Genomic DNA, 21,628 nt, shown 5'->3' on the forward strand with positions numbered 1-21,628 from the left:
CCGCGGCCGCACCGGCGCTGGCTTGCCGGCTCGTGTTCCCCGGCCGGTCCGCTGCTGGGTCTGGTCTGTCGTGGTCACAGCTTCTCCCTCAGCTCGGCCGGGATCTTGATGTGCTTGGGCAGCACCAGGCCCAGCGGCAGGGCGGCCGCGAAGGCGGAGTCCTGCGAGCCGTACACCGGGCGCAGCCGCAGCCGGGCGGTCGCGGCCAGGTTGTCCACCGCGGCGCGCGCGTCGGCCTCCCGTGCCAGGTCATCGACGGTGGCGGTGACGAGCATGCCCTCACCCGAACGGCCACAGGTGTGCTCCGTCGGTCGTGGACCGACGGAGCACACCGATCGGTGCGGTGGGGTTCGCCCGGCTACCGATTGCCGTGATCCGGGGCAGGCGTGTGTCGGAGCTGACTGTCCATGTCCTCGAGCTCGATGCCCGCCGTCTCCTTGACGAGGTGCTTCACGAGGAAGAACGACGCGAGGGCGCTGAGTGCGTAGAAACTGTACGAGCCGGTCAACGAGATCGCCGCCATCACGGGGAAGGTGGTCGAGATGGCGAAGTTCGACAGCCAGTTCACGGCGGTCGAGACGGCCATCGCCCCGGCACGGATTCGGTTGGGGAACATCTCGCCGAGCAGCACCCACATGACCGAGCCCCAGGTCACGCCGAAGAAGGCGACGAACAGGTTGGCGCTGACGAGGGCGACCACACCCCAGACGCCCGGCAGCAGGACCTCACCAGCGACGGTGGTGATCGCCTGCGAGAACGCGAGTGCCATGAGCCCGAGGGTCACCGCCATGCCGAGTGACCCGGAGAGCATGAGCAGGCGCCTGCCAACCTTGTCGATGAGCAGGAGCGAGAGCACCGTCGCGCTAATGTTGATGAGGGAGGTGATCGCGGTGATGAGCAGTGCGTTCGACTCACCGAATCCGACCGAGCGCCAGAGGGTGGTCGAGTAGTAGAAGATGACGTTGATACCGACGAACTGCTGGGCGGCCGCGACGAGGATGCCTACCCACACGATCGGCTTGAGCCCGAACGCCCGACCCGCGAGATCGCGTAGCGATGCGCGGCGGTCCGTCTGCAGCGAGCCACGGATCTCCTCGATCTTCGCGCGTGGGTCGGCCAGGCCCGTGCAGGTCCTCAGCACGTGCTCGGCGTCCGCGTCGCGCCCGAGGCCGACGAGGTATCGCGGTGACTCCGGCACCCTCAGTGCGGCGACGCCGTAGGCGATGGCCGGAACCGCCTCGAGGATGAACATCCACCGCCACGCGGGCAGGTCGAACCAGAGGGGGTTCGCGGCACCGCCGGCCTGCCACGCCAGGCCGGCATCGACGAAGAGCGAGACCGCGATGCCGGTGACACCCGCGAGGCCCTGCACCGAGACGAGGCGCCCGCGCATGTGTGCTGGAGAGATCTCGGCGATGTAGGTGGGGGCGATGACGGAGGCGGCGCCGACTCCGAGACCGCCGACGACCCGCCACACGATGAGATCGGTGATGCCGAACGCGAGGCCAGTACCTATCGCCGACACGAGGAAGAGGACGGACGAGGTGAGCATGACTGGCACCCGGCCGACGCGGTTCGACAGCGGGCCGGCGAACCACGCGCCGATGACGCAACCGAGCAGGGCAGAGGAGACCGCGAAGCCCTTGAGGCCACTGCCGAGGCCGTAGTGGTCGGCGAGCGCGTCGATAGCCCCGTTGATGACGGCCGTGTCGTAGCCGAAGAGGAAGAAGCCCAGCGCTGCGGTCACCGTGACCAGGACGAGCCTCTTGCTCACCGATGCCGAGGGGGTCGATGCCATCACTGCTCACTCCCCTTGAGCACACGGCAGATCTGGGCCTCCCAGGGGCGCAGCCGCTGCAGGACCGCACCCTCGGGCGGCTCGTGGTGAGTCCCGAGTATCAGCTCGGCGGCACCGACGGCGCCGCCGAGAGCCGCAGCGACATCGAGCTCCTCGTCGGAGAAGTTCGCGACCACGATCCATCGCTCGTCGCCGAGCGTCCGCTCGAAGGCGTACAGGTACTCGTGGTCGCGGGCGAGGAGGCGGTAGTCACCGAAGACCACGATGTCATTGCTGTGACGCAGCTCGATGAGGCGTCGGTAGTGGGCGAGGACCGAGTCCGCGTCGTCGATCTGAGCCTCGACGTTGACCTCGGAGGTGTTCGGGTTGAGCGGCAGCCACGGAGTACCGGTGGTGAATCCCCCGTGCTCCGACGCGTCCCACTGCATGGGCGTGCGAGCGTTGTCGCGGCCGTTCTGGCGCAGGCCCGCAAGGAGCCGTTCCGGCGGGACACCCAGTGCCCGGCCGTACGCCCACGAGTTGTGCGCATCGATGTCGGCGAACTGCTCGATGCTCGCGAACGGGTAGTTGCGCATGCCGATCTCGTCGCCCTGGTAGATGTAAGGCGTTCCACGGTGCAGGTGGAGAACCGTGGCGAGCATCTTCGCCGAGGCGACCGCGTGCGCCGGCGACCGGGAACCGAAGCGGGAGGCGACGCGGGCCTGGTCGTGGTTGCCGAAGTAGAGACTGTTCCACCCGGAACGGCCCAGTCCTTCCTGCCAGCGTGCCATGGTCGATTTCAGCGCGAGCAGGTCGAACGGCCTCGGCTCGTACCGTCCGCCCCAGCCGGGCGCGTGATCGACGTCCATGTGCTCGAACGTGAAGATCATGCTGAGGCGGGGGCGCTCACCGCCGGTGACGGCGAGCCCGTCCTCGACGGTCGCCCCCGGCATCTCGCCCACCGTGAGCAGGGTCTTCTCGGCGGTGTCGAACACCTGGTCCCGCAGCTCGTCGAGGAACTCGAGCATCCGTGGCCCGCAGGTGTACTGCGAGGAGGCATCACCGTAGTGGCTCGAGTGCGGCGTCGGCACGTCCTGCAGCGGATACCTCTTGGAGATGAGGTTGATGACATCGAGGCGGAACCCGTCGACGCCGCGGGCGAGCCAGCGGCGCAGCATCGCGTAGAGCGCTTGGCGAACCTCCTGGTTCTCCCAGTTGAGGTCGGGCTGCTCCGGGGCGAAGAGGTGAAGGTAGTACTCACCGCTCTCCTCGTCGTACGTCCACGTCGGCTGGGCGAAGAAGCCGAGCCAGTTCGTCGGCTCCGCGCCGGGCGTGCCTGGTTCCACCCCGTCCCTCGGGGGCCGCCAGATGTACCAGTCGCGTCGAGACGACGAGCGCGTGCTGCGCGACTCCACGAACCATGGATGGTCGATCGACGTGTGGTTGAGGACCACATCGATGATCACCCTCATACCACGGCGGTGGATGTCGGCGATGAGATCGTCGAGGTCCCCCTCGGAACCGAAGCGCGGGTCCACCGCCTCGTAGTCACTGACGTCGTACCCGTTGTCCGCCATGGGCGAGGGGTAGAAGGGCGTGAGCCAGATGACGTCGACCCCGAGGCTCTCGAGATGGTCGAGGCGCGAGCGGACACCCGCGAGGTCCCCGAGACCGTCGCCGTCGGCGTCGGCGAAGGAACGCACGTAGATCTGGTAGACAACCGCCTCGTGCCACCAGGCACGGCTGTTCGTGGGCATGCCAATCTCCTCCATTGGAAACTTAAGCGCTGCACTTATGCGCATAACTAATATAGGGTGGAGTCGCGGGCCCGTCAAGGGTCGGCAGTTCATCCGGTTCGTGATCCTCGTCACGGAGGTGAGGCAGTGGTGCGACGCCCGACGTTGGCGGACGTCGCCTCCGCAACCGGCGTGTCCACGGCAACCGTGAGCTACGTCCTCAACGACAAGCCCGGTCAGAGCATCCCGGAACACACGCGCGAACGCGTGCGTGCCGCCGCCGCCGAGCTCGGCTACGTCCGATCGGGTGCCGCCCGCGCGCTCGCCCGGGGACGCAGCGACCTCGTGCTGCTCGTCGTCCCCGACGTCCCGGTGGGCCCCGTCCTCGTCGGGCTGCTCGAGCGACTGACCACGGCCTGCTCACGCGCCGGCCTGCACCTGCTCGCCAAGCTCTCGTTCGCAGGTGACGACCTCGGTGCTCTCTGCCGGGAGCTGCTGCCGGCAGCCGTCATCGTCCTCGTCGACCTCGACCCCGAGCGCATCGACCCGATCCGTGAGCTACGGATCCCCGTGGCGCGGTGGACGGTCTCGCACTCATCGGCACGGGACGCCGACGGAGTCCACGACGTGCCCGTTCCGACTGCGGCGGTCGGACGCGCCCAGGCCGAGGCGATGGTGGCCGCCGGACGTCAGCGGCTCGCGTACGCGCTCCCGGCGGACCCTCGCCTCACCGGCCTGGCCGAGGGGCGCCTCTCCGGGGTGACGGCCGTCTGCCGCGAGCTGGCGCTGCCCGATCCCCTGATCCTGGGGTCCCCGAGTGGCGCGGTATCGACGGCGGAGCTCCGCTCGTGCGTCGAGGCCGGTGTCACCGGGGTGTGCGCCTACAACGACGACGTCGCTCTGGCCGTGCTCACTGCTGCCCGGGCCGCCGGCATCGAGGTGCCCGCACGGCTCGCGGTCATCGGCGTCGACGACATCCCCGCCGGGCGACTCGCACAACCGGAGCTCGCGACGATCTCCTTCGACCTCGACGTGATCTGCGCCCGCCTCATGCTCGCCGTCACGAAGAGCCTCGGCAGCACCCTCGCCGGAGCACCCGGACCTGCGTCAGAGCTGAGACTGCACCCGCGGGCAAGTCTGGGTGACGGCGGCGGCTGATCCACGCCGACGGCCCCGACGCCTGCGACCGGTGAACTCTGTCCGTGGATGGGCCAGGTTCACCGGTCGCAGGTGGCGAGGCGGGCCAGTGCCCTACTGACCCGGCCGCTCCTCGTCGCCTTCCGGCCGGGCGGGCGGAGGCGCGTCGGGCGCCGGCGGAGTGTCGGGCGCCGGCGGCACCGCGGTGCTCGGCGGACCCGCGGTCGGGCCGGGCTGGTTCGCGCTCGGCGGCGGGGGCGGGAACTCCTGCCCCGGCACGGTCCCGGCCGGCGGCGCGAACCGCGACTCGTCGCGCGGCCGGGTCCGTCCGGCGTCGCGCCGCTCGCTCTCGGCGGGCCGCTGCCCGCGCTCGGCCGAGCGGGAGAACGGGCTGCCGGAGCGCTCACCGGCCGCGGTCGCCTCGGAGGTCGCCTGCTGCGCCTCGCTGCGGGCCTGGGCAAGCGCCTCGTCGGGGTCCTGCAGACTGGTCTCGGCCAGCCCGGAGGCCATCATCGGGCCACCCGGGCCGAAGTCGACCTCGGGCGTGGGTCCGGAGTCGTCGTCGTCGGACGGGCCGCTACCGCCGGGCGAGCCGCCGAAGCCGCGGGCGATGGTGCCCAGCGCCGCGGTGAACTCGGTGGGGATGACCCACAGCTTGTCCGAGGTGCCGTTGGTCAGCTCGGGCAGCATCTGCAGGTACTGGTAGGCGAGCAGCTTGGAGTCGGGCTTGCCGCGGTGGATCGCGTCGAAGACCTGGAGGATGGCGCGCGACTCACCCTGGGCCTGGAGGATCGCGGACTGCGCCTGCCCCTCGGCGCGCAGGATCGCGGCCTGCTTCTCACCCTCGGCGGTGAGGATCTGGGACTGCTTGACACCCTCGGCCGTGAGGATCGCCGCACGGCGGTCACGCTCGGCGCGCATCTGCTGCTCCATCGAGCCCTGGTCGGTGTCGAACGGGGTGTGCCATCGAGGTGCTGTCAGATGGTTTGTGTAAGCGGTCCTTCTACCGGAAGGAACCATGATGAGTGTTGTGACCGATACGACGAATCATTCGAACAGGCTGTCTGCTGCCGAGCGACGTGCTTTGCGGGCTGAGGCTCCGGGATCGAAGGCTGCCGCTGACCTGGTGGCTTCGGGCGCTCTGGACGGTTTGTTCGCCCGCATCGATGCCGGCGAGATCGATCTGGCCGGGGATGGCGGGTTCATCCCGGGTTTGATCAAGGCCGCCCTCGAGGGGGGTGTCAGATGGTCTGTGTGGGAGGGGTCCCTGACTCAAGGGAGTAGAGACTGTGACGATGACGACGAACGACGAGACTGTGTCGGGGCCGTTCGGGCCGCTGGAGGGTGCTCGCCCGTCGGCGCGGGAGGCGATCCAGGACATGTTGGACGCCGGCCTGCTGGACGACTTGATGGGCCGGATCGACGACGGCGACCTGCAGCTGACCGGGGATGGCGGTTTCATCCCGGAAATGATCAAGGCCGTTCTCGAGCGTGGGTTGGGCGCCGAGTTGACCTCGCATCTGGGTTACCGGAAAGGCGACCCGGCGGGTCGGGTGTTGCCGAATTCCCGGAATGGGACGACCCCGAAGACGGTGCATTCCGAGGTCGGGTCGATACCGTTGGACATTCCGCGGGACCGGCACTCGACCTTCGAGCCCCGGCTGGTGCCCAAGGGCGAACGGCAGGTCGGCGGGCTGGCTGACATGATCATCAGCCTGTACGCGGGCGGGATGACGATCCGTGACATCCAGGCCCACCTCGCGCGCACGATCGGCACCGAGCTGTCGCACGAGACGATCAGCAAGATCACCGACGCGGTCCTCGACGAGGTCAAGGCGTGGCAGTCCCGGCCGTTGGACCCGGTCTATCCGGTCATCTACCTCGACGCGCTGGTGGTCAAGGTCCGCGACAGCCACCAGGTCCGCAACAAGGCCGCCCACATCGCGGTCGGTATCGACCTGGACGGAGTGAAACACGTACTCGGGATCTGGGTTCAGACCAGCGAGGGCGCGAAGTTCTGGGCCGGCGTGCTGGCCGAGCTCCGTAACCGCGGCATCACCGACACCCTGATCGTGTGTTGCGATGGGCTGACCGGGTTCCCCGAGGCCATCGAAGCCACCTGGCCGCGCGCGATCGTGCAGACGTGCACGGTGCACCTGATCCGCGCGTCGATGCGGTTCGTGTCCTACACCGACCGCAGGCGGGTCGCCGCGGCGCTGCGGCCGGTCTACACCGCACCGACCGTGGAGGCCGCCGAGACCGCCCTGCTCGAGTTCGCTGCCAGTGATTTGGGCAAGAAGTATCCCGCGACCGTCGCGACATGGGAGAACGCGTGGGAACGCTTCATCCCGTTCCTGGAATTCCCACCCGAAGTGAGACGGATCATCTACACGACGAATGCGATCGAGTCGCTGAATTACCAGCTACGCAAGATCATCAAGAACCGCGGCCATTTCCCCAACGACGACTCCGTGGTCAAGCTGTTGTGGCTGGCGATCCGCGACATCGAGGACAAGCGGGCCCGCGCCCGAGCCAAGGAGGCCGGCAAACCCAAGGGAGAGCCCCGCACCGCACCGGGCTACCTCGTAGAAGGCGCCACCACCCAAGGCTGGAAGGCTGCCCTCGGCGCCCTCCTCATCGCCTTCCCCGACCGACTCGACAACCACATCAACTGAAAGTGAACCGACCCACTCACACACAGACAACTTGACAGGCTCCCCTCGAGCGCGGCACGCAGGTCGAACTCACCGACCACCTCGGCTACGAGAAGGGTGACCCGCACGCCTCGGCGTTCCCGAACTCGCGTAACGGGACGACTCCGAAGACGGTCGCGACCCAGGTCGGGGACGTCGACTTGGACCTCCCGCGGGACCGGCTGGGCACGTTCGAGCCACGCCTGGTACCGAAAGGGACGCGCCGGTTGAACGAGCTCGATGAGATGATCATCGCCTTGTACGCCGGCGGGATGACGGTGCGTGACATCGAGTACTTCCTGCGGTCCACGCTGGGTACGGAGTTGTCACACGAGACGATCAGCAAGATCACCGACACCGTCGCCGATGAGGTCCTCGCGTGGCAGCAACGCGCTCTGGACGCCTTGTACCCGGTCATCTACTTGGACGCGATCATGGTCAAGGTCCGTGACGGCGCGCACGTGACGAACAAGGCCGCCCACCTGGCCGTCGGGGTGGACATGGACGGCATCAAGCACGTGCTCGGCATCTGGCTGAGTATTCGGACCGTTGAGCACCACTGAATATTGCGATTGAGCACCACCGGATATTGCGGTTCGGCACCAGCCGATATTGCCGGTGAGCACCGCCCCTCGCGGAGCAGCGCCCACCGGCCCGGTTCAGCTGTTCGTGGCGGTGTGTTCGCGCATGTTGACGTCGCCGGTTTCGATCCAGACGGTGTTGTGGACGATGCGGTCCATGATCGCGTCGGCGTGGACGCCGGAGCCGAGGCGTTGGTGCCAGTCCTTCTTCGCGTACTGGGTGCAGAACACCGTCGAGGTGGCGTCGTAGCGCCGTTCGAGGAGCTCGAGCAGCATGGACCGGACGTCGTCGGTGGGTGGGTCGAGGAGCCATTCGTCGATCACGAGGAGCGTGAACGCGGCGTACTTTCGCAGCCACTTCTCTCTCCCCGCTGGCCGGTCCCGTGCAGCGGCCCAGGATTCTTCGAGGTCGGGCATCCGGATGTAGTGCGCCCGGTAGCGGTGCTGACACGCCTGCTTCGCCAACGCGGACCCGAGGTAGGACTTCCCGGACCCGGTGAACCCTTGGAAAACGACGTTCTGCTGCCTGCCGATGAACTGGCAGGTCCCGAGCTGAGCGATCACGCCCCTGTCGAGCCCGCGTTGCTCGAGCATGTCAACGCGTCGCAGGTCCGCGTTCGGGTAGCGCAGCCCGGCCCGGCGGATCAGGCCCTCGACCTTGGAGTGGGTGAACGCCGCGTGGGCGTCGTCGACAGCGATCTTGATCCGCTCCTCAAACACCACCCCGATCGTGAGGGCATCGTCCTGGGCCTCGAACGCGTCGACCAGCGACGCGACGCCCATCTCCCGCAGCTTCCGCTTCGTCTCCGAGTCGAGCCGGCTCATCGGGCGTCTCCGGCGTAGTAGTCGGCGCCGCGGACATACCCGGCCGGCTCCGCCGCGGGTGTCGACCATGCCTCACGGCCTGCGGGGTCGTCTTGCCTGGTCTCGAGGATGGGCCGCAGGTGCGCGTAGCGCGGCGACCTCACCCTCGACGCGAGAGCGACGCCGGCGGCAGCTTCGACGCGGTCGGCGGAGTACCGGCGTGTCATGCGGAGCACGGCCAGTGCGGCGCTGATGCCCTGCTCGTCGACGGGCACCGACTCGAAGATCCGGTTCACGACGATCGTGGTGTTCTCCCCGATCCTCGCCGCCCATTCCCGGATCCGTGGGGCGTCCCACTGCCGATACTGCGGACCGTCGGGCAGATCGCTGTCGTGGGTGCGGTACTCGTTCACCGTCCCGACCGGGGCAAGCAGATGACTGGTCAGTCTGTCCTGCCCGGCGAACACCTCGAGCATCCTGTCGGTGACTCGCAGATCGACCGCGCGGCCGATGTTCACGTAGGGGACGGAGTAGAAGTTCTTCTCGAACACGACATGCCCGTTCTTCTGAACCTTGCGGCCGTAGACCCACTGGGAGATCTCGAACGCAACGGTCGGGAGCGGCCGCAGCAGCGGCTTCTCCTCACCCTCGAACACGCCCAAGCGGGAGCCGGCGCGCTTCTGGAACGGTTCCGCGTTGAACGCCGTCATCCGCTCGTAGACCGCAGCCCGCAACTCCGGCAACGTCGCGAACGTCTGGTTCCGCAGCGCCGCGATCACCCAGGTGGCGATGTTGCCGACGGTGTTCTCGACGCTCGCCTTGTCCTTCGGCTTCTTGATCCGTCCCGGCAGCACCGCCGCCGAGTAGTGCGCCGCGAGCTCCCGATACGCGTCGTTGAGGACCACCTCACCCTCCGCCGGGTGGGAGATCACCCCGGTCTTCAGGTTGTCCGGGATGATCCGCGGGACGGAGCCGCCGAACCAGTCGAACATCGCGACGTGGGCGCGCAGCCAGGTGTCCTGCTTCATGTCCAGCGTCGGCTCGACGAACGCGAACCGTGAGAACGGCAACGTCGCGACGAACAAGCAGACCCGCGTCTGCTGCCCGGTGACAGGGTCGGTCAGCTGCATCGTCTTGCCCGACCAGTCGACCTCAACCGACTGCCCGGCCTTGTGCCCGACCCGCGACGCCGCCCCGATCACGAGGACGTGCTGCTGGTAGGTCTTACAGAACCTGTCGTAGCCCATCGCCGGCGACCCGTCCGCCCGGCAGGCGTCGACGTACTCGCCATGCAGCAGCTTCAGCGTCACCCCGACCTTCGCGAGCTCCTTGTGGACCCGGTCCCAGTCCGGCTGCGCGCGAACACTCTCGTGCTCACCCCGCCCCGGAAACAATCGCGCATACACCTCCGCGTCGTCGACATCGGCGACCTCGCGATAGTCGATACCCTCACGGTCGGCGGCGTCGAACACCGCGATGACCGAGTGCCGCGACATCCCCTGCGCCTCGATCTGCCGCGCCGAGAACCCCTCCGCGCGAAGCCTCAACACCAGCTTCGCCTTGATCCTGCGTACCATCCGAACTACTCCTTCTGCCGCGTGATTGGCCACGCGGCAGAAGGAGCCTAAGAAGGTGGTGCTGAAGCCGAATACTCGGTGGCGCTCAACGACGAGAACACGCGCACGAACAAGTGGTGCTCAACGGCAATACCGGTGGTGCTCCGAGACACCAATACTCATCTGGCTGCAAACCACCGAAGGAGCGAAGTTCTGGGCCGGCGTGTGCGCCGACCTGGCCAACCGCGGCATCCGCGATGTCCTCATCGTGTGCTGCGACGGCCTGGTCGGGCTGCCGGAGGCGATCGAGGCGACCTGGAACGAAGCGACCGTGCAAACCTGTGTCGTCCATTTGATCCGGGCTGCGATGCGGTTCGTCGGCTACCAGGACCGCAAGGCCGTGGCGGCGGCGTTGAAGCCGATCTACACCGCCTCAGACGCGAAGGCCGCGCGCAGCGAGCTGGACGCGTTCGCTGACGGCCAGTGGGGCAAGAAGTACCCCCACGCGGTCAAGACGTGGGAGAACGCGTGGGAACGCTTCATCCCGTTCCTGGCCTTTCCGCCGGCCCTGCGGAAGGTGATCTACACCACCAACAGCATCGAGAGCCTGAACTACCAACTACGGAAGGTGTCGAAGAACCGCGGGCACTTCCCCAACGACACTGCGGTGGTCAAACTCTTGTGGCTAGCGATCTGCACCATCGAGGACAAACGCGCTCGTGACCGCGCCAAGGAAGCCGGCCAACCCGCCGGCAAACGCAAGGCCCCCGGCCGGCTCGTCGAGGGACAGATCGTGACGAACTGGAAACAAGCTCTGGCCCAACTCGCCCTCGTCTACCCCGAACGCATCAACCGCTACCTCTAGATTCGAACAACAACAAGAGGATCCCTTACACAGAAATCTTGACAAGCTCGCCATCGACGTCATCGTCCGCACACGCATGAGCTTCGACCCAGGCACACGCGCCTACGTCGAACGACGCCGCACTGAAGGGCTCACGCCCCGCGAAATCCGCCGCTGCCTCAAACGCTACGTCGCCCGCGCCCTCTTCCGCGAACTCCAAACCCGCATGACTTGACATCAGGCATAGAAGCGTCATTTTCCCGGCAAGTTGGCCTGCGACAAATACGCCGCTGCCCGACGCAGGATCTCGTTCTCCTGCTCCAGCAGCCGGTTACGGCGCTTCAACTCCCGCAGCTCGGCCGACTCCGCGCTGGTCACACCGGGCCGGTGGCCGTCCTCGACATCAGCGCGCTGCAGCCAGTTCCGCAGACACGACTCACTGATCCCGAAGTCCTTGGCGATCTGGGCAATCGGAGCCTCGCCACGACGGACCACCGCGACCACGTCGTCACGGAACTCCTTCGGATGGGGTCTGGGCATGGTCAACATCCTTCCAGCAGGACCTCTCGGCCCCACAGATCGAATGTCACCTCCTCGTGCAGCAGTCCCCCCCGCCGAGTACGAGGCAGCCCACTACGCGACCCTCACCCGAGAGCCGCAACCCGTATAAGAGCGGCACGAAACCTAGGGCGCTTCAGTCGGTGAGGAACAGGAAACGCGCCTTCACCAGGGCCGAACGCGCCAAGGTGCTCGAGCATGCCGACTCCTTGGCGCGAACCGCGACCAATCCCCGCACCCAACGCAAGTGGGCTGCCACAGCAGACCTGATGGCCTTCATGGCGGGAACCGGTGCGCGGATCAACGAAGCGCGCCTGCTCTTGTGGGAGGACGCCGATCTGGAGACCGGGCGGGTCCGCATCCGGGGGACGAAGTCGACCAGCTCCGACCGCATCAACAACCTTCCGCAGTGGTTGCTCGGGCGGCTGCGCCACCGACGGCAGGTCATGCTCGGGTGGGAACACCCAGATCCCTACGTGTTCTCCCTCGGCTTCCCTCAGGAGCACGTGCTGCCGAACGGCCTGCGCAAGTATGGGCCGAACAACGTCCCGCCCGGTGACAGCAACCTCGGCAAGTGGACGCGTGATGTCCTGGACGGCGCGGGCTTCACCTGGGCGATCCCCCACACCTTCCGCAGAACCGTTGCCACCCTGTTGTCCGAGGCCGGCGTGCCGGTGGCCGTAATCGCCGACCAGCTCGGGCACTCAGATGCATCCATGACCATGAGTGTCTATTTGGGGCGCGACCCCCTCGGCGACAAGAGCGAAATCGGGCCGCTCCTCTAGGCGTTTCGATGTCGCCCAAGACTCAAAGTTGGTACCAAAGTTGGTACCAGGGCCCTTTTCGGGCCTCCTCGCCGAAACCGATATGCCTCTGACTAGGGGATCAGCGCCCCCGGCCCGACTCGAACGGGCAACCATCGGATTAGAAGGCCGGTGCTCTATCCATTGAGCTACGGGGGCTCGACGGACAAGTCTAGGGCGTCCGGGCGTCCAGGAACTTCTGCAGGGTCTCCAGCTCGGTCGCCTGCGCCTGCAGCATCGACTGGGCGAGCTCACGCACGGCCGGGAGCGAGGCGTGGTCGACGGCGTGCTGGGCCATCTCGACGCCGCCCTGGTGGTGCGGGATCATCAGCTCGAGGTAGGTCCGCTCGGCGTCGACGCCGGACGCCCCCTCCAGCGAGTTCAGCTGCTCCTGCGTCGCAATCCCGGTCATGGGCGCATCAGCCGCGTGGTGGGCGTGCGACCCACCCATCCAGCGCATCGGCGGCTCGTCGGTGGCGAACGGCTCGCCCCACAGGGCCAGCCAGCCCTGCATCTGGCCGACCTGGTTGGTCTGGGTCAGCACCATGTCGACGGCGATGGCCTTCAGTTCGGCGTCGCTCCCCCGCTCGCGCAGCAGTTCCGACATCAGCACGGCCTGCTGGTGGTGGACGGCCATGTCGCGGGCGAACCCCACGTCCACGGCGGTGGGCCGGGTGGCGGACTCGCCGACGCTGAGGCGTCCGAACAGGAAGGATGCGGCAGCGAGCGCGACCGCAGCCACCACGGCCGCGATGAGGACGTAGCGGCGGGTCATCGGCTCGGCGTCCCGACGCCACCGAAGCAGGACGCCCCGCGCTCGGGCGTCTGCGGGCCCTGCATGTACGTGGCCAGGAAGCTCGGCAGGCGCTCGTCGGAGGCCGACTCGGCCGTGATCTGCAGGCCCCACGCGCTGGCGACGATCGGTGCGGGCAGGCCCTCCATGGGGCTCAGCATCGCGTAGGGCTTGTTGCGCGCCAGCGCGCGCAGTGTTCCGACCTCATCCGAGGACAGGGAGGGGTCGTAGGTGATCCACACCGCACCGTGCTCCAGCGAGTGCACCGCCGGCTCGATGGGGTCGATCGGCTCGTCGTAGATGCCGCAGTTCTGCCAGTAGCCGGTGTGGTCGCCGCCGACGGGCGGGTGCTGCGCGTACTGGACGGCGGTCGAGACGTGGTTCGCGGTCAGCCCGCTGAACGTCTGGACGCCCTCGATCGGGCCCGACGCCACCGGCGTCTCGTTCGAGCGCATCCCCATCGCCAGGGGCAGGACGAGGGCGACGACGAGCGCCACCACGGGGATGGCGGCGGCGGCCGCGATCCCGATCCGCCACCGGCGCTCCTTGCGCGCCTGCTCGGCCCGCATCGCGGCCACGCGCGCGGCGCGATCGCTCGACGCCACCTTCTTCTTGCCCATCACCAGCTCCCCCACTAGTTGCTCTTTCAACCATGAGCGTAGCGGTCACCCCCTCCCCTCCCAAGGGCCCGGGTGTAGGTTCTGGCGACGTGACCGACGAATCGCTCTCCGGCAAGCAGTGGCGCCGGCTCGCGATCTCGGTCTACCTGCCCACGACCCTGTCGTTCATCGGGTTCGGGGCGGTCACGCCCCTCATCGCGCTCACCGCGCACGACCTCGGCGCCACCACCGCCCAGGCGGCGTTCGTCGTGGCCCTGCTCGGCATCGGCGGCCTGCTCGGCGCACTGCCGGCGGGCGCGCTCACCCAGCGGGTGGGCGAGCGGCGCGCCATCGTCGGCTCGCTCATCCTGGACGCCGCGTGCATGGCCGTCGCCGGCTTCGCGACGCACCTGTGGGTGCTCGCCGCCGCGGTGCTCGTCATGGGCCTGTCGGGCGCGGTCCTCATCATCGGACGCCAGTCCTTCCTGACCGAGTTCATCCCCTTCCGGTTCCGGGCCCGCGCCCTGTCGACCCTCGGCGGCGTCTTCCGCGTGGGCGCGTTGCTCGGCCCCCTGGCCGGCGCCGCCGTCGTCACCGTGTTCGACCTGCGGGCCGCCTACTGGCTGGCGATCATCACCTCGCTGGCGGCCGCCGCCACGAGCGCGCTGCTCCCCGACCTCCCCGAGCCCGAACACCACGACAGCGGCGAACCGACCAGGATGGCGTCCGTGCTGCGCGCGCACACCCGCACCCTGCTGACGGTCGGGATCGGCGCCGCCGCCCTCATGCTCGTGCGCGCCACGCGGGACGCCCTGCTCCCCCTCTGGGCCGCCGAGATCGGCCTCGGGCCGGCCGAGACGAGCCTGATCTTCGCGGCGTCCTCGGCGATCGACCTGACCCTGTTCTACCTCGGCGGCTCGATGATGGACCGGCTCGGCCGCCGGGCCGTGGCCGTCCCCGCGATGGTGATCATGGGCGCCGCCTTCGGCCTGCTGCCCCTCACCGCGACGGCAGCCGGCCTGACCGCGATCGCGCTGGGCCTGGGCGTCGGCAACGGCATCAGCTCGGGCATCGTCCTCACCCTGGGCTCGGACGCCTCCCCCGCGGTCGGCCGCCACCAGTTCCTCGCCGGGTGGCGACTCGTCACCGGGCTGGGTCAGGCCGCGGGGCCGCTGCTCGTCAGCGGGCTGGCCGCGGTGGCGTCCCTGTCGGCCGCCGCCCTCACCGTGGGCGCGATCGGCCTGCTCGGCGGGGCGTGGCTCTGGTACTGGGTGGGTCCGCCCCCGCGCCGGGAGTGACGGAGGTGATCAGTCGCCGACCGTGTCGCGGCCGCGGCCCACGATGTTGGGGTCGGGTTCATACACGACCGAGTCGTCGCGCCCGTCGTAGTCGAACTTGCTCAGGAACGCGCGCATCGCGTTGAGGCGCGCGCGCTTCTTGTCGTTCGAGCGGATCGTGATCCACGGGGCGTGGTCGGTGTCGGTGCGCTCGAACATCGCCTCCTTGGCGGAGGTGTAGTCCTCCCACCGGTCCAGCGACTCGAGGTCCATCGGCGACAGCTTCCAGCGGCGCACGGGGTCGATCTGGCGGATCGCGAACCGGGTGCGCTGCTCGCGCTGGGTCACCGAGAACCAGAACTTGGTCAGCTGGATGCCCTCGTCGATGATCATCTGCTCGAACGCGGGCGCCTGCCGCATGAAGGTCTCGTACTGCTCGTCGCTGCAGAAGCCCATCACGCGCTCGACGCCGGCCCGGTTGTACCAGGACCGGTCGAACATCACGATCTCGCCCGACGTCGGGAAGTGGTTGATGTAGCGCTGGAAGTACCACTGCCCCTGCTCGGTGGTGGTCGGCTTGGTCAGCGCCACCACGCGCGCGGCACGGGGGTTGAGGTGCTCGGTGAAGCGCTTGATCGTGCCACCCTTGCCCGCGGCGTCCCGGCCCTCGAACAGCAGGATGTGGCGGACGTCGTTGTCCTGGCTCCAGTACTGCAGCTTCAGTAGCTCGACCTGGAGGAGGTACTTCTCGGCCTCGTACGCGTCGCGGGTCAGCAGCTCGTCGTAGGGGTAGTCCTCCCGCCACGTCTCGACCGCGCGGCCGCCCGGGTCGATGAGCGCCGGGTCGGGACCCTCGGCGTCCCCCACGGTGTAGCCCTGGTTGACGAGCTTGTCGATGAACTGCCGCAGGTTCTCCCGCTGGGCCGGCGCTTCCTCGAGGAACTCCTGGAGGTTGTTCGGATCCATGGGTGCACTCCTGACGAACGGGACGGTCGGGGACGCCATCAGCCTAGCCACTGACGCCCGGCCACGGGACCCTCACGGGTCAGTAGTCGATGCCGCGTCGCGCCCGGACGCCCGACTCGTAGGCGTGCTTGATGTTGCGCATCTCGGTGACCGTGTCGGCCAGGTCCACCAGTGCGGGCGGGGCGTTGCGCCCGGTGCAGATGACGTTGGTGGTGGACGCCCGGCCGCGCAGGGCGTCCCACACCTCGTCGGCAGGGATCCAGCCGTAGTTGATCGCGTAGGTGATCTCGTCGAGCACGACCAGCCGGTAGCGACCGGACGCCAGCGCCTCGGCCGCCAGCGCCCAGGCCTCGCGGGCGATGCCCGCCGACCGGTCGAGGTCGTCGCTCTCCCAGGTGAAGCCGTCGCCGTGGGTGTACCACTCGGCGCCCAGCTGCCGGGCCGCGACCACCTCGCCGGCGCGCCACTTGCCCGACTTCATGAACTGGATGACGCACACGGGCCAGTCGCGGGCGACCGAGCGCATGATCATGCCGAACGCGGCGGTCGACTTGCCCTTGCCGTCGCCGGTGTTGACCAGGACGATCGAGTCGACCGTGCGGACCGGGGGCGGGGCCTGGTCGTGGCGGGGCAGTTCCTGGGTCATGGCAACCTCCTGGCTACGGCCCCGCGGACGGGGATGACAGCCGGCCCGGCGGGCCGGGACAGCACCTCGACCTGGGCGGCATAGGTGCGGGCGAGCATGTCGGGTTCGAGGACGTCCTCGGGGGCGCCGTCGGCCACCACGCGCCCCTGGTCGAGCAGGACGACGCGGTCGGCGTACTGCGCGGCCAGCGTCAGGTCGTGCATCGCGGCCAGCACGGTGATGCCGCGCTGGCGGCGGTGCCGGTCGACGAGTTCCAGCACCCCTTGCTGGTGGCCGATGTCGAGGGCGCTGGTGGGTTCGTCGAGCAGCAGCAGGCGAGGTTGCTGGCACAGGGCGCGGGCCAGCATGACGCGTTGCAACTCGCCACCGGAGAGGCTGTCGGCGGCCCGGTCGACGAGGGACTCCAGGCCCAGGTGGGCGATCTCGGCGTCGACGGCCGCCCGGTCGGCCGGCGACTCGGTGGCGAAGCTGCCCAGGAAGGGGGTGCGGCCGAGCATGACGAGGTCGCGCACGACCATGCCGGGCGGGACCACGGGGTGCTGCGGCATGAGCGCCACCAGCCGGGCGAGTTGCTTGCGGGACAGGGTGCGGGGGTCGTGGTCCAGCACCGACAGCGATCCGCTGCTGGGCAGCAGGGCAGACACGGCGTGCAGGAAGGTCGTCTTCCCCGCCCCGTTGGGGCCGACGAGCGCGACCCACTCCCCTGCCCGCACGACCAGGGACAGGTCGTCGATGACGATGCGCTCGCCGCGCGGCACCTGCAGGTCCCGGCACTCGACGACGGTCACGTGAGCCTCCGGTTGCGACGTAGCACGACCAGGAAGAAGGGTGCGCCCACCAGCGCGGTGACCACGCCGATCGGCAGCTCGGCCGGGGCGACCAGCGACCGGGCCACCACGTCGGCCAGGACGAGGAACACCGCACCGAACAGCATCGCCATGGGCAGCAGGATGCGGTGCGAGCCGCCCATGATGATGCGGACCGCGTGCGGCACGATGATGCCCACGAAGCCGATCAGGCCGCTGACCGACACCACGGCCGTGGTGCCCAACGTCGCCGTGAGCACCAGCACCAGGCGGACGCGCGGCACGTTGATGCCCAGGCTGGCCGCCTCGATGTCGCCCACGGCCAGCACGTCAAAGGTGCGTCGGTGCAGGAGCAGCACCACCCAGCTGACCACGACGTAGGGCAGCACCATCAGCACATCGCTCCAGCCGTTGGTGCTCAGCCTGCCGAGCATCCACGAGTAGACGGCCAGCAGCGAGTCGTCGAACCACTGCTGCCAGGTGGTCTGGATGGCGCTGAAGAAGGCGGCCACGGCCACCCCGGCCAGGACGATGACGCTGGAGGAGCGCCCCCCACCGACGCTGGACCCCAGCGCGTAGGTGGCCCCGACGGCCAGCAGCCCGCCGATGAACGCCGACAAGGGCACCGACAGGGAGCCGGCCTGCACGGTGAGCGCGATGGTGGCGCCCAGGCCGGCGCCCGCCGACACCCCCAACAGGTAGGGGTCGGCCAGCGGGTTGCGGAACACGCCCTGGTAGGCGGCGCCCGACACGGCCAGGGTGGCGCCCACGAGCGCGCCCAGCACCACGCGCGGCAGGCGGATCTGCCACAGGATGGCCTGCTGTTGCGCCGACAGCCCCGAGTCCACGTGGATGCCGGGCAGTGCCCCCACCAGTTCGAGCAGGACGCCGCCCGGGGTCAGCCCGGCGGGCCCGATCAGCGCGCCGGCGACCAGGGCGAGGACGAGGACCAGCCCGGCCGCCAGCCACACCCCGACGCGGCGCAGCCTGCGGTACCCCACGGCGGGGGTGTCGAGTGCGCTGAGGGGGACGCCGGCGGCGCGGGCGGTCGAGGACGTCATGCCTGCGCCGGCTCCAACGCCTTGACCTGCTCGGCGACCGAGGCGGCGAAGTCGGCGACGCGCGGGCCCCAGCGGCTGGCGATGTCCTCGTTGACCGAGTGCACCCGTCCGTGTTCGACGGCCGCCATGCCGGCCCAGCCCGGGCGCTGCTTGACCTGCTCGAGGGTGACCCCGCAGCACTGGGTGTCGGACAGGAAGATCAGGTCCGGGTCCTGCTCGACCACGAACTCCTCCGACAGCTGGGGGTAGAGGTCGGCGGTGCCCGCGGCGTCCCCGATGCTGGTCAGGCCGAACAGGCCGTAGATCTCACCGATGAAGGTGCCCCCGGTGACGGTGTACAGCGTGGGGTCGAGCTCGTGGAAGTAGGTGGTCTCGCCCTGGCGCTCGGGCACGCTCGCGACGGCGGCGTCGATGGCCTCGTCGGTCTTCGCGACCAGTGCCTTCGCCTCGGCCAGGCGGCCGGTGGCGGCGCCGAGGCGCTCCATCTGGTCGTAGGCCTCGGTGAGGTTCGCCGCCGAGGGCAGCACCAGGGTCGGGACGCCCGCCTTGGCCAGGCTCGCCACGACGTCCTCGTCGGCCCGGGCCATGACGACCAGGTCGGGCGCCTCGCCCAGGATCGCCTCGACGTTGGGTGTGAAGCCCGACAGCTCAGTGCGCGGGGCGTCCGCGGGGAAGTTGGACTGGTCGTCGACGGCCTTGACCTGCTCGCCGGCGCCGATCGCGAAGAGGGTCTCGGTGGCGGTCGGGCTGAGCGAGATGATCGCGTCCGGACGCTCGGCGATGGTGATCGTCGTGGTCGAGCCGGCGCCGCCGCTGGCAACCTCGACGGGGAAGGCGGAGTCGCCGGCGGGTGCGGTGGCAGGTGCTGTGGCCGCGGACTGGGCCGGGCCGGGGGTGGACGCCGAGGGTGCGGGTGCACCGCACGCGGCGAGCACCGCCAACCCCAGGACGCCGGCGAGTGCGCGCGCGATGGCGCGATGGTGGTGGTTCACAGGTGATCCTCCGATCAGTACGGAGGACGAAGTAGTCGGCTGCAACGGACTGGTCCATGCCGCACGAACTGCCCTTCGTCCGAGGACAATGCGTGGTCGTGGGCAGGTGACCTGGCTCATCCGACTCCCGTCGGCTTCACAGTTGCGGCACAGCGCCGGATTCTCACCGGACTTCACTGGGATTCCACGACAACCCCACCGGCAGTGGGGCCTCGGCCAACCTAACACATGGGGCTGCCCCTAGAGTGGTCGCCGTGAACGACCGACTGGTGTGGATCGACTGCGAGATGACCGGGCTCGACCTCGGCACGGACGCCCTGATCGAGGTGGCCGCCCTCGTCACCGACGGCGAGCTCAACGTGCTCGGCGAGGGAGTCGACATCATCATCGCCCCGCCACCGGCCGCGCTCGAGGCGATGGGCGACTACGTCCGCACCATGCACACCACCTCGGGCCTGCTCGAGCAGCTCGCCACCGGCACGACGATGGCGGACGCCGAGGCCCAGGTCCTCGCCTACGTGCGGGAGTGGGTGCCGGAGGTGCGTAAGGCGCCCCTGGCCGGCAACACCGTCGGCACCGACCGGGCGTTCCTGGCCCGGGACATGCCCGAACTCGAGGGCCACTTGCACTACCGCAACGTCGACGTGAGCACCATCAAGGAGTTGTCGCGCCGCTGGTTCAGCAAGGCGTACTTCAACTCGCCTGCCAAGTCGGGCAACCACCGGGCGCTGGCCGACATCCAGGAGTCCATCGAGGAGTTGCGCTACTACCGTGACGCCGTCTTCGTGCCCTCCCCCGGCCCGACCGCCGCCGACCTGCGCACGATCGCCCGCCGCCACCAGGGCGCCCTGACCGGCCACCGGCACCCCCAGGCGCCCGCCGTCGAGAGCCCGCCTGTCAACTGAAGGCAGTCTGTGGTCGTGCCTCCCGCTGCGCCGCGGCGCGGATTCGCGAACCGCGCGCCGACGGGTTATGATGTCCTTCGCTGTTCGCAGCAATGGTGGGTATAGCTCAGCTGGTAGAGCACCTGGTTGTGGTCCAGGATGTCGCGGGTTCAAGTCCCGTTACTCACCCCAAACGGGTCAGGTTTGAACTTTCGACCAAGGTGCCGCCCTTGGTCGGGGGTTCAGCCTGGCCCTCTTTTCGTGCTTGGGCCGCCCAGCTCAGCGCGTCAGCGTGGCTCGGTAGACGTCGGCTGCGTTGGAGAGCAACTTCAGTGAGCCATCGAGGCTCTCTCTCGCCCCGGGTCCGGTCACTCGTCGAGAAGCGAGCGGGCGATCTCGGTCAGACCCGCTTCCATCGCTTCCGGACTGGGCAGTGAGGGTCCGCTGGAGGCGACGAACGCCTCGAGAGCTACCCTCCACGCGTCCTGGCCCTCGCGCACCTGGAGCTGGGTGTCGTTCAGGATGAAGGCCTCGTCACCCAGACCCGTGACCTCCCGGTACATCTCCGCGTTGTCGCTGTGATCCCGCTTGAGTGCGTCGTGGTTCAAAGCACCCGGTTCAAACGCCGCGTGCAGGGCTCCGTACTCGGCGTTCGTCACCGGAAGCTTGCACCTGACCTGGTATGAGGACGGCTCGGGCTCGCCGAAGGTGAGTTCGGCGAAGACGGTATCCGGATCCACCGCGGTCAGCGCCTCGCACACCCGCGTCGCATCACTGGAGTCCGCGGAGTCGCCCGAGCCTTGAGTGTCGATCTGCTCGGAGGTCGATTCGGTGACAGGATCGGCGTCATTCGTGGTCTCGGCGGCACCTCCGCCGCATCCGGCGAGCAGAGCCACGGCCAGGACGGGAGCCGCTGCGGCGAGCAAAAAGCGTCGAATGCTTCGTGGAGGATACATCGGCGGACCTCTCGCGGAAGGAATCTTCCCACACTAATTGGATCGCATCGCGCATGCAAGCAACCGACGTGCCTCACTTTGACGACGCACCTCGTCGAGCGCGTCGGTCGCCCACTTCACGACATGGAACGGGTGCGCGCGGCGATGGTCACGCCCTGC

The 21,628-nt window shown here is 68.8% G+C and carries 19 protein-coding genes, 2 tRNA genes, 4 pseudogenes and 1 riboswitch; of the genes and pseudogenes, 9 read left to right on the top strand and 16 right to left on the bottom strand.

What is annotated here, in order from left to right; genetic code table 11:
- Positions 1–74: 74 nt before the first annotated feature.
- The 3 genes from J4N02_RS11135 to J4N02_RS11145 all read right to left on the bottom strand — a co-directional run bounded on the left by J4N02_RS11135 (position 75) and on the right by J4N02_RS11145 (position 3,534).
- A complete protein-coding gene (locus J4N02_RS11135) occupies positions 75–275 on the bottom strand; it encodes an SCO6880 family protein (protein WP_208090940.1) in 201 nt (66 codons plus the stop codon).
- Between the two features lie 83 nt (positions 276–358).
- On the bottom strand, positions 359–1,798 hold the full coding sequence (locus tag J4N02_RS11140; RefSeq protein ID WP_188334796.1) for a sugar porter family MFS transporter: 1,440 nt from the start codon (positions 1,796–1,798) through the stop codon (positions 359–361).
- The gene (locus tag J4N02_RS11145) at positions 1,798–3,534 is read right to left on the bottom strand and encodes an alpha-glucosidase (RefSeq protein ID WP_188334795.1); all 1,737 of its coding nucleotides are present in this window, start codon (positions 3,532–3,534) and stop codon (positions 1,798–1,800) included. The genes J4N02_RS11140 and J4N02_RS11145 overlap by 1 nt, the downstream gene beginning before the upstream one ends.
- Positions 3,535–3,663: 129 nt before the next feature.
- On the opposite strand from J4N02_RS11145, the gene J4N02_RS11150 reads away from it, so the two are divergent.
- Positions 3,664–4,671, top strand: a complete 1,008-nt coding sequence (locus J4N02_RS11150; RefSeq protein ID WP_260519429.1) for a LacI family DNA-binding transcriptional regulator — start codon at positions 3,664–3,666, stop codon at positions 4,669–4,671.
- Positions 4,672–4,764: 93 nt separating this feature from the next.
- Here the strand turns inward: J4N02_RS11150 and J4N02_RS11155 are convergent, their stop codons facing one another.
- Positions 4,765–5,583 (bottom strand): SPFH domain-containing protein, encoded by an 819-nt coding sequence (locus tag J4N02_RS11155; protein ID WP_208090942.1) that lies wholly within the window; start codon positions 5,581–5,583, stop codon positions 4,765–4,767.
- A gap of 151 nt (positions 5,584–5,734) precedes the next feature.
- Between J4N02_RS11155 and J4N02_RS17430 the strand changes: the two are divergent.
- The 3 genes and pseudogenes from J4N02_RS17430 to J4N02_RS11165 all read left to right on the top strand — a co-directional run.
- Positions 5,735–5,878: pseudogene (locus J4N02_RS17430) on the top strand (IS256 family transposase); the annotation flags it as partial.
- 151 nt (positions 5,879–6,029) lie between these two features.
- A complete protein-coding gene (locus tag J4N02_RS11160) occupies positions 6,030–7,325 on the top strand; it encodes an IS256 family transposase (RefSeq protein WP_243760790.1) in 1,296 nt (431 codons plus the stop codon).
- Between the two features lie 35 nt (positions 7,326–7,360).
- A pseudogene (locus J4N02_RS11165) lies at positions 7,361–7,879 on the top strand (transposase); the annotation flags it as partial.
- A gap of 123 nt (positions 7,880–8,002) precedes the next feature.
- Here the strand turns inward: J4N02_RS11165 and J4N02_RS11170 are convergent.
- The gene (locus J4N02_RS11170; RefSeq protein ID WP_182818945.1) at positions 8,003–8,749 is read right to left on the bottom strand and encodes an ATP-binding protein; all 747 of its coding nucleotides are present in this window, start codon (positions 8,747–8,749) and stop codon (positions 8,003–8,005) included.
- Positions 8,746–10,305: an IS21 family transposase gene (gene istA, locus J4N02_RS11175; protein ID WP_208090944.1), complete on the bottom strand. Its 1,560-nt coding sequence runs from the start codon at positions 10,303–10,305 to the stop codon at positions 8,746–8,748. The genes J4N02_RS11170 and istA overlap by 4 nt, the downstream gene beginning before the upstream one ends.
- A 160-nt stretch (positions 10,306–10,465) precedes the next feature.
- Here istA and J4N02_RS11180 point away from each other — a divergent pair.
- A pseudogene (locus J4N02_RS11180) lies at positions 10,466–11,149 on the top strand (IS256 family transposase); the annotation flags it as partial.
- 252 nt (positions 11,150–11,401) lie between these two features.
- Here J4N02_RS11180 and J4N02_RS11185 read toward each other — a convergent pair.
- Positions 11,402–11,668: pseudogene (locus tag J4N02_RS11185) on the bottom strand (transposase); the annotation flags it as partial.
- Between the two features lie 161 nt (positions 11,669–11,829).
- On the opposite strand from J4N02_RS11185, the gene J4N02_RS11190 reads away from it, so the two are divergent.
- Positions 11,830–12,471 (top strand): site-specific integrase, encoded by a 642-nt coding sequence (locus J4N02_RS11190; protein WP_208090946.1) that lies wholly within the window; start codon positions 11,830–11,832, stop codon positions 12,469–12,471.
- A 104-nt stretch (positions 12,472–12,575) separates the two neighbouring features.
- Here J4N02_RS11190 and J4N02_RS11195 read toward each other — a convergent pair.
- The 3 genes from J4N02_RS11195 to J4N02_RS11205 all read right to left on the bottom strand — a co-directional run bounded on the left by J4N02_RS11195 (position 12,576) and on the right by J4N02_RS11205 (position 13,917).
- Positions 12,576–12,648 (bottom strand) — tRNA-Arg (locus J4N02_RS11195).
- A gap of 13 nt (positions 12,649–12,661) precedes the next feature.
- Positions 12,662–13,264: a DUF305 domain-containing protein gene (locus tag J4N02_RS11200; protein ID WP_188333024.1), complete on the bottom strand. Its 603-nt coding sequence runs from the start codon at positions 13,262–13,264 to the stop codon at positions 12,662–12,664.
- The gene (locus J4N02_RS11205; RefSeq protein WP_208090947.1) at positions 13,261–13,917 is read right to left on the bottom strand and encodes a DUF3105 domain-containing protein; all 657 of its coding nucleotides are present in this window, start codon (positions 13,915–13,917) and stop codon (positions 13,261–13,263) included. Before J4N02_RS11205 ends, J4N02_RS11200 begins: the two co-directional genes overlap by 4 nt.
- Before the next feature lie 74 nt (positions 13,918–13,991).
- On the opposite strand from J4N02_RS11205, the gene J4N02_RS11210 reads away from it, so the two are divergent.
- Positions 13,992–15,179, top strand: coding sequence for an MFS transporter (locus tag J4N02_RS11210; protein WP_243760791.1), 1,188 nt, complete (start codon positions 13,992–13,994; stop codon positions 15,177–15,179).
- A gap of 9 nt (positions 15,180–15,188) precedes the next feature.
- Here the strand turns inward: J4N02_RS11210 and ppk2 are convergent, their stop codons facing one another.
- From ppk2 to J4N02_RS11235, 5 genes are all read right to left on the bottom strand, one after another.
- Positions 15,189–16,124 (bottom strand): polyphosphate kinase 2, encoded by a 936-nt coding sequence (gene ppk2 / locus J4N02_RS11215; RefSeq protein ID WP_188333026.1) that lies wholly within the window; start codon positions 16,122–16,124, stop codon positions 15,189–15,191.
- A gap of 79 nt (positions 16,125–16,203) precedes the next feature.
- Complete coding sequence (gene cobO / locus J4N02_RS11220; protein ID WP_188333027.1) at positions 16,204–16,770, bottom strand: cob(I)yrinic acid a,c-diamide adenosyltransferase; 567 nt, start codon at positions 16,768–16,770, stop codon at positions 16,204–16,206.
- Entirely contained in the window at positions 16,767–17,558 is a 792-nt protein-coding gene (locus J4N02_RS11225) for an ABC transporter ATP-binding protein (RefSeq protein WP_182818459.1), read from the bottom strand. Before J4N02_RS11225 ends, cobO begins: the two co-directional genes overlap by 4 nt.
- Positions 17,555–18,637 carry an iron ABC transporter permease gene (locus tag J4N02_RS11230; RefSeq protein ID WP_188333028.1) on the bottom strand — a complete coding sequence of 361 codons (1,083 nt, stop codon included), beginning with the start codon at positions 18,635–18,637 and terminating at the stop codon, positions 17,555–17,557. Before J4N02_RS11230 ends, J4N02_RS11225 begins: the two co-directional genes overlap by 4 nt.
- Entirely contained in the window at positions 18,634–19,629 is a 996-nt protein-coding gene (locus tag J4N02_RS11235) for an ABC transporter substrate-binding protein (RefSeq protein ID WP_208090948.1), read from the bottom strand. The genes J4N02_RS11230 and J4N02_RS11235 overlap by 4 nt, the downstream gene beginning before the upstream one ends.
- A gap of 83 nt (positions 19,630–19,712) precedes the next feature.
- Positions 19,713–19,847, bottom strand: a riboswitch (cobalamin riboswitch).
- 36 nt (positions 19,848–19,883) lie between these two features.
- Here J4N02_RS11235 and orn point away from each other — a divergent pair.
- Positions 19,884–20,534, top strand: coding sequence for an oligoribonuclease (gene orn, locus J4N02_RS11240; RefSeq protein ID WP_182818454.1), 651 nt, complete (start codon positions 19,884–19,886; stop codon positions 20,532–20,534).
- 95 nt (positions 20,535–20,629) lie between these two features.
- Positions 20,630–20,705: transfer RNA gene (locus tag J4N02_RS11245), tRNA-His, on the top strand.
- Between the two features lie 176 nt (positions 20,706–20,881).
- Here J4N02_RS11245 and J4N02_RS11250 read toward each other — a convergent pair.
- The gene (locus J4N02_RS11250) at positions 20,882–21,409 is read right to left on the bottom strand and encodes a hypothetical protein (RefSeq protein ID WP_188333030.1); all 528 of its coding nucleotides are present in this window, start codon (positions 21,407–21,409) and stop codon (positions 20,882–20,884) included.
- Positions 21,410–21,628 lie beyond the last annotated feature (219 nt).

This window comes from Propioniciclava sp. MC1595 (assembly GCF_017569205.1).
Taxonomy (GTDB): Bacteria; Actinomycetota; Actinomycetes; order Propionibacteriales; family Propionibacteriaceae; genus Propioniciclava.

What these genes read in the sequence shown, in the direction of transcription:
- J4N02_RS11135 (WP_208090940.1), bottom strand. Translation starts at nt 275, where the DNA reads ATGCTCGTCACCGCCACCGTCGATGACCTGGCACGGGAGGCCGACGCG.
- J4N02_RS11140 (WP_188334796.1), bottom strand. Translation starts at nt 1,798, where the DNA reads ATGGCATCGACCCCCTCGGCATCGGTGAGCAAGAGGCTCGTCCTGGTC.
- J4N02_RS11145 (WP_188334795.1), bottom strand. Translation starts at nt 3,534, where the DNA reads ATGCCCACGAACAGCCGTGCCTGGTGGCACGAGGCGGTTGTCTACCAG.
- J4N02_RS11155 (WP_208090942.1), bottom strand. Translation starts at nt 5,583, where the DNA reads ATGGAGCAGCAGATGCGCGCCGAGCGTGACCGCCGTGCGGCGATCCTC.
- J4N02_RS11160 (WP_243760790.1), top strand. Translation starts at nt 6,030, where the DNA reads ATGTTGGACGCCGGCCTGCTGGACGACTTGATGGGCCGGATCGACGAC.
- J4N02_RS11170 (WP_182818945.1), bottom strand. Translation starts at nt 8,749, where the DNA reads ATGAGCCGGCTCGACTCGGAGACGAAGCGGAAGCTGCGGGAGATGGGC.
- istA (WP_208090944.1), bottom strand. Translation starts at nt 10,305, where the DNA reads ATGGTACGCAGGATCAAGGCGAAGCTGGTGTTGAGGCTTCGCGCGGAG.
- J4N02_RS11200 (WP_188333024.1), bottom strand. Translation starts at nt 13,264, where the DNA reads ATGACCCGCCGCTACGTCCTCATCGCGGCCGTGGTGGCTGCGGTCGCG.
- ppk2 (WP_188333026.1), bottom strand. Translation starts at nt 16,124, where the DNA reads ATGGATCCGAACAACCTCCAGGAGTTCCTCGAGGAAGCGCCGGCCCAG.
- cobO (WP_188333027.1), bottom strand. Translation starts at nt 16,770, where the DNA reads ATGACCCAGGAACTGCCCCGCCACGACCAGGCCCCGCCCCCGGTCCGC.
- J4N02_RS11230 (WP_188333028.1), bottom strand. Translation starts at nt 18,637, where the DNA reads ATGACGTCCTCGACCGCCCGCGCCGCCGGCGTCCCCCTCAGCGCACTC.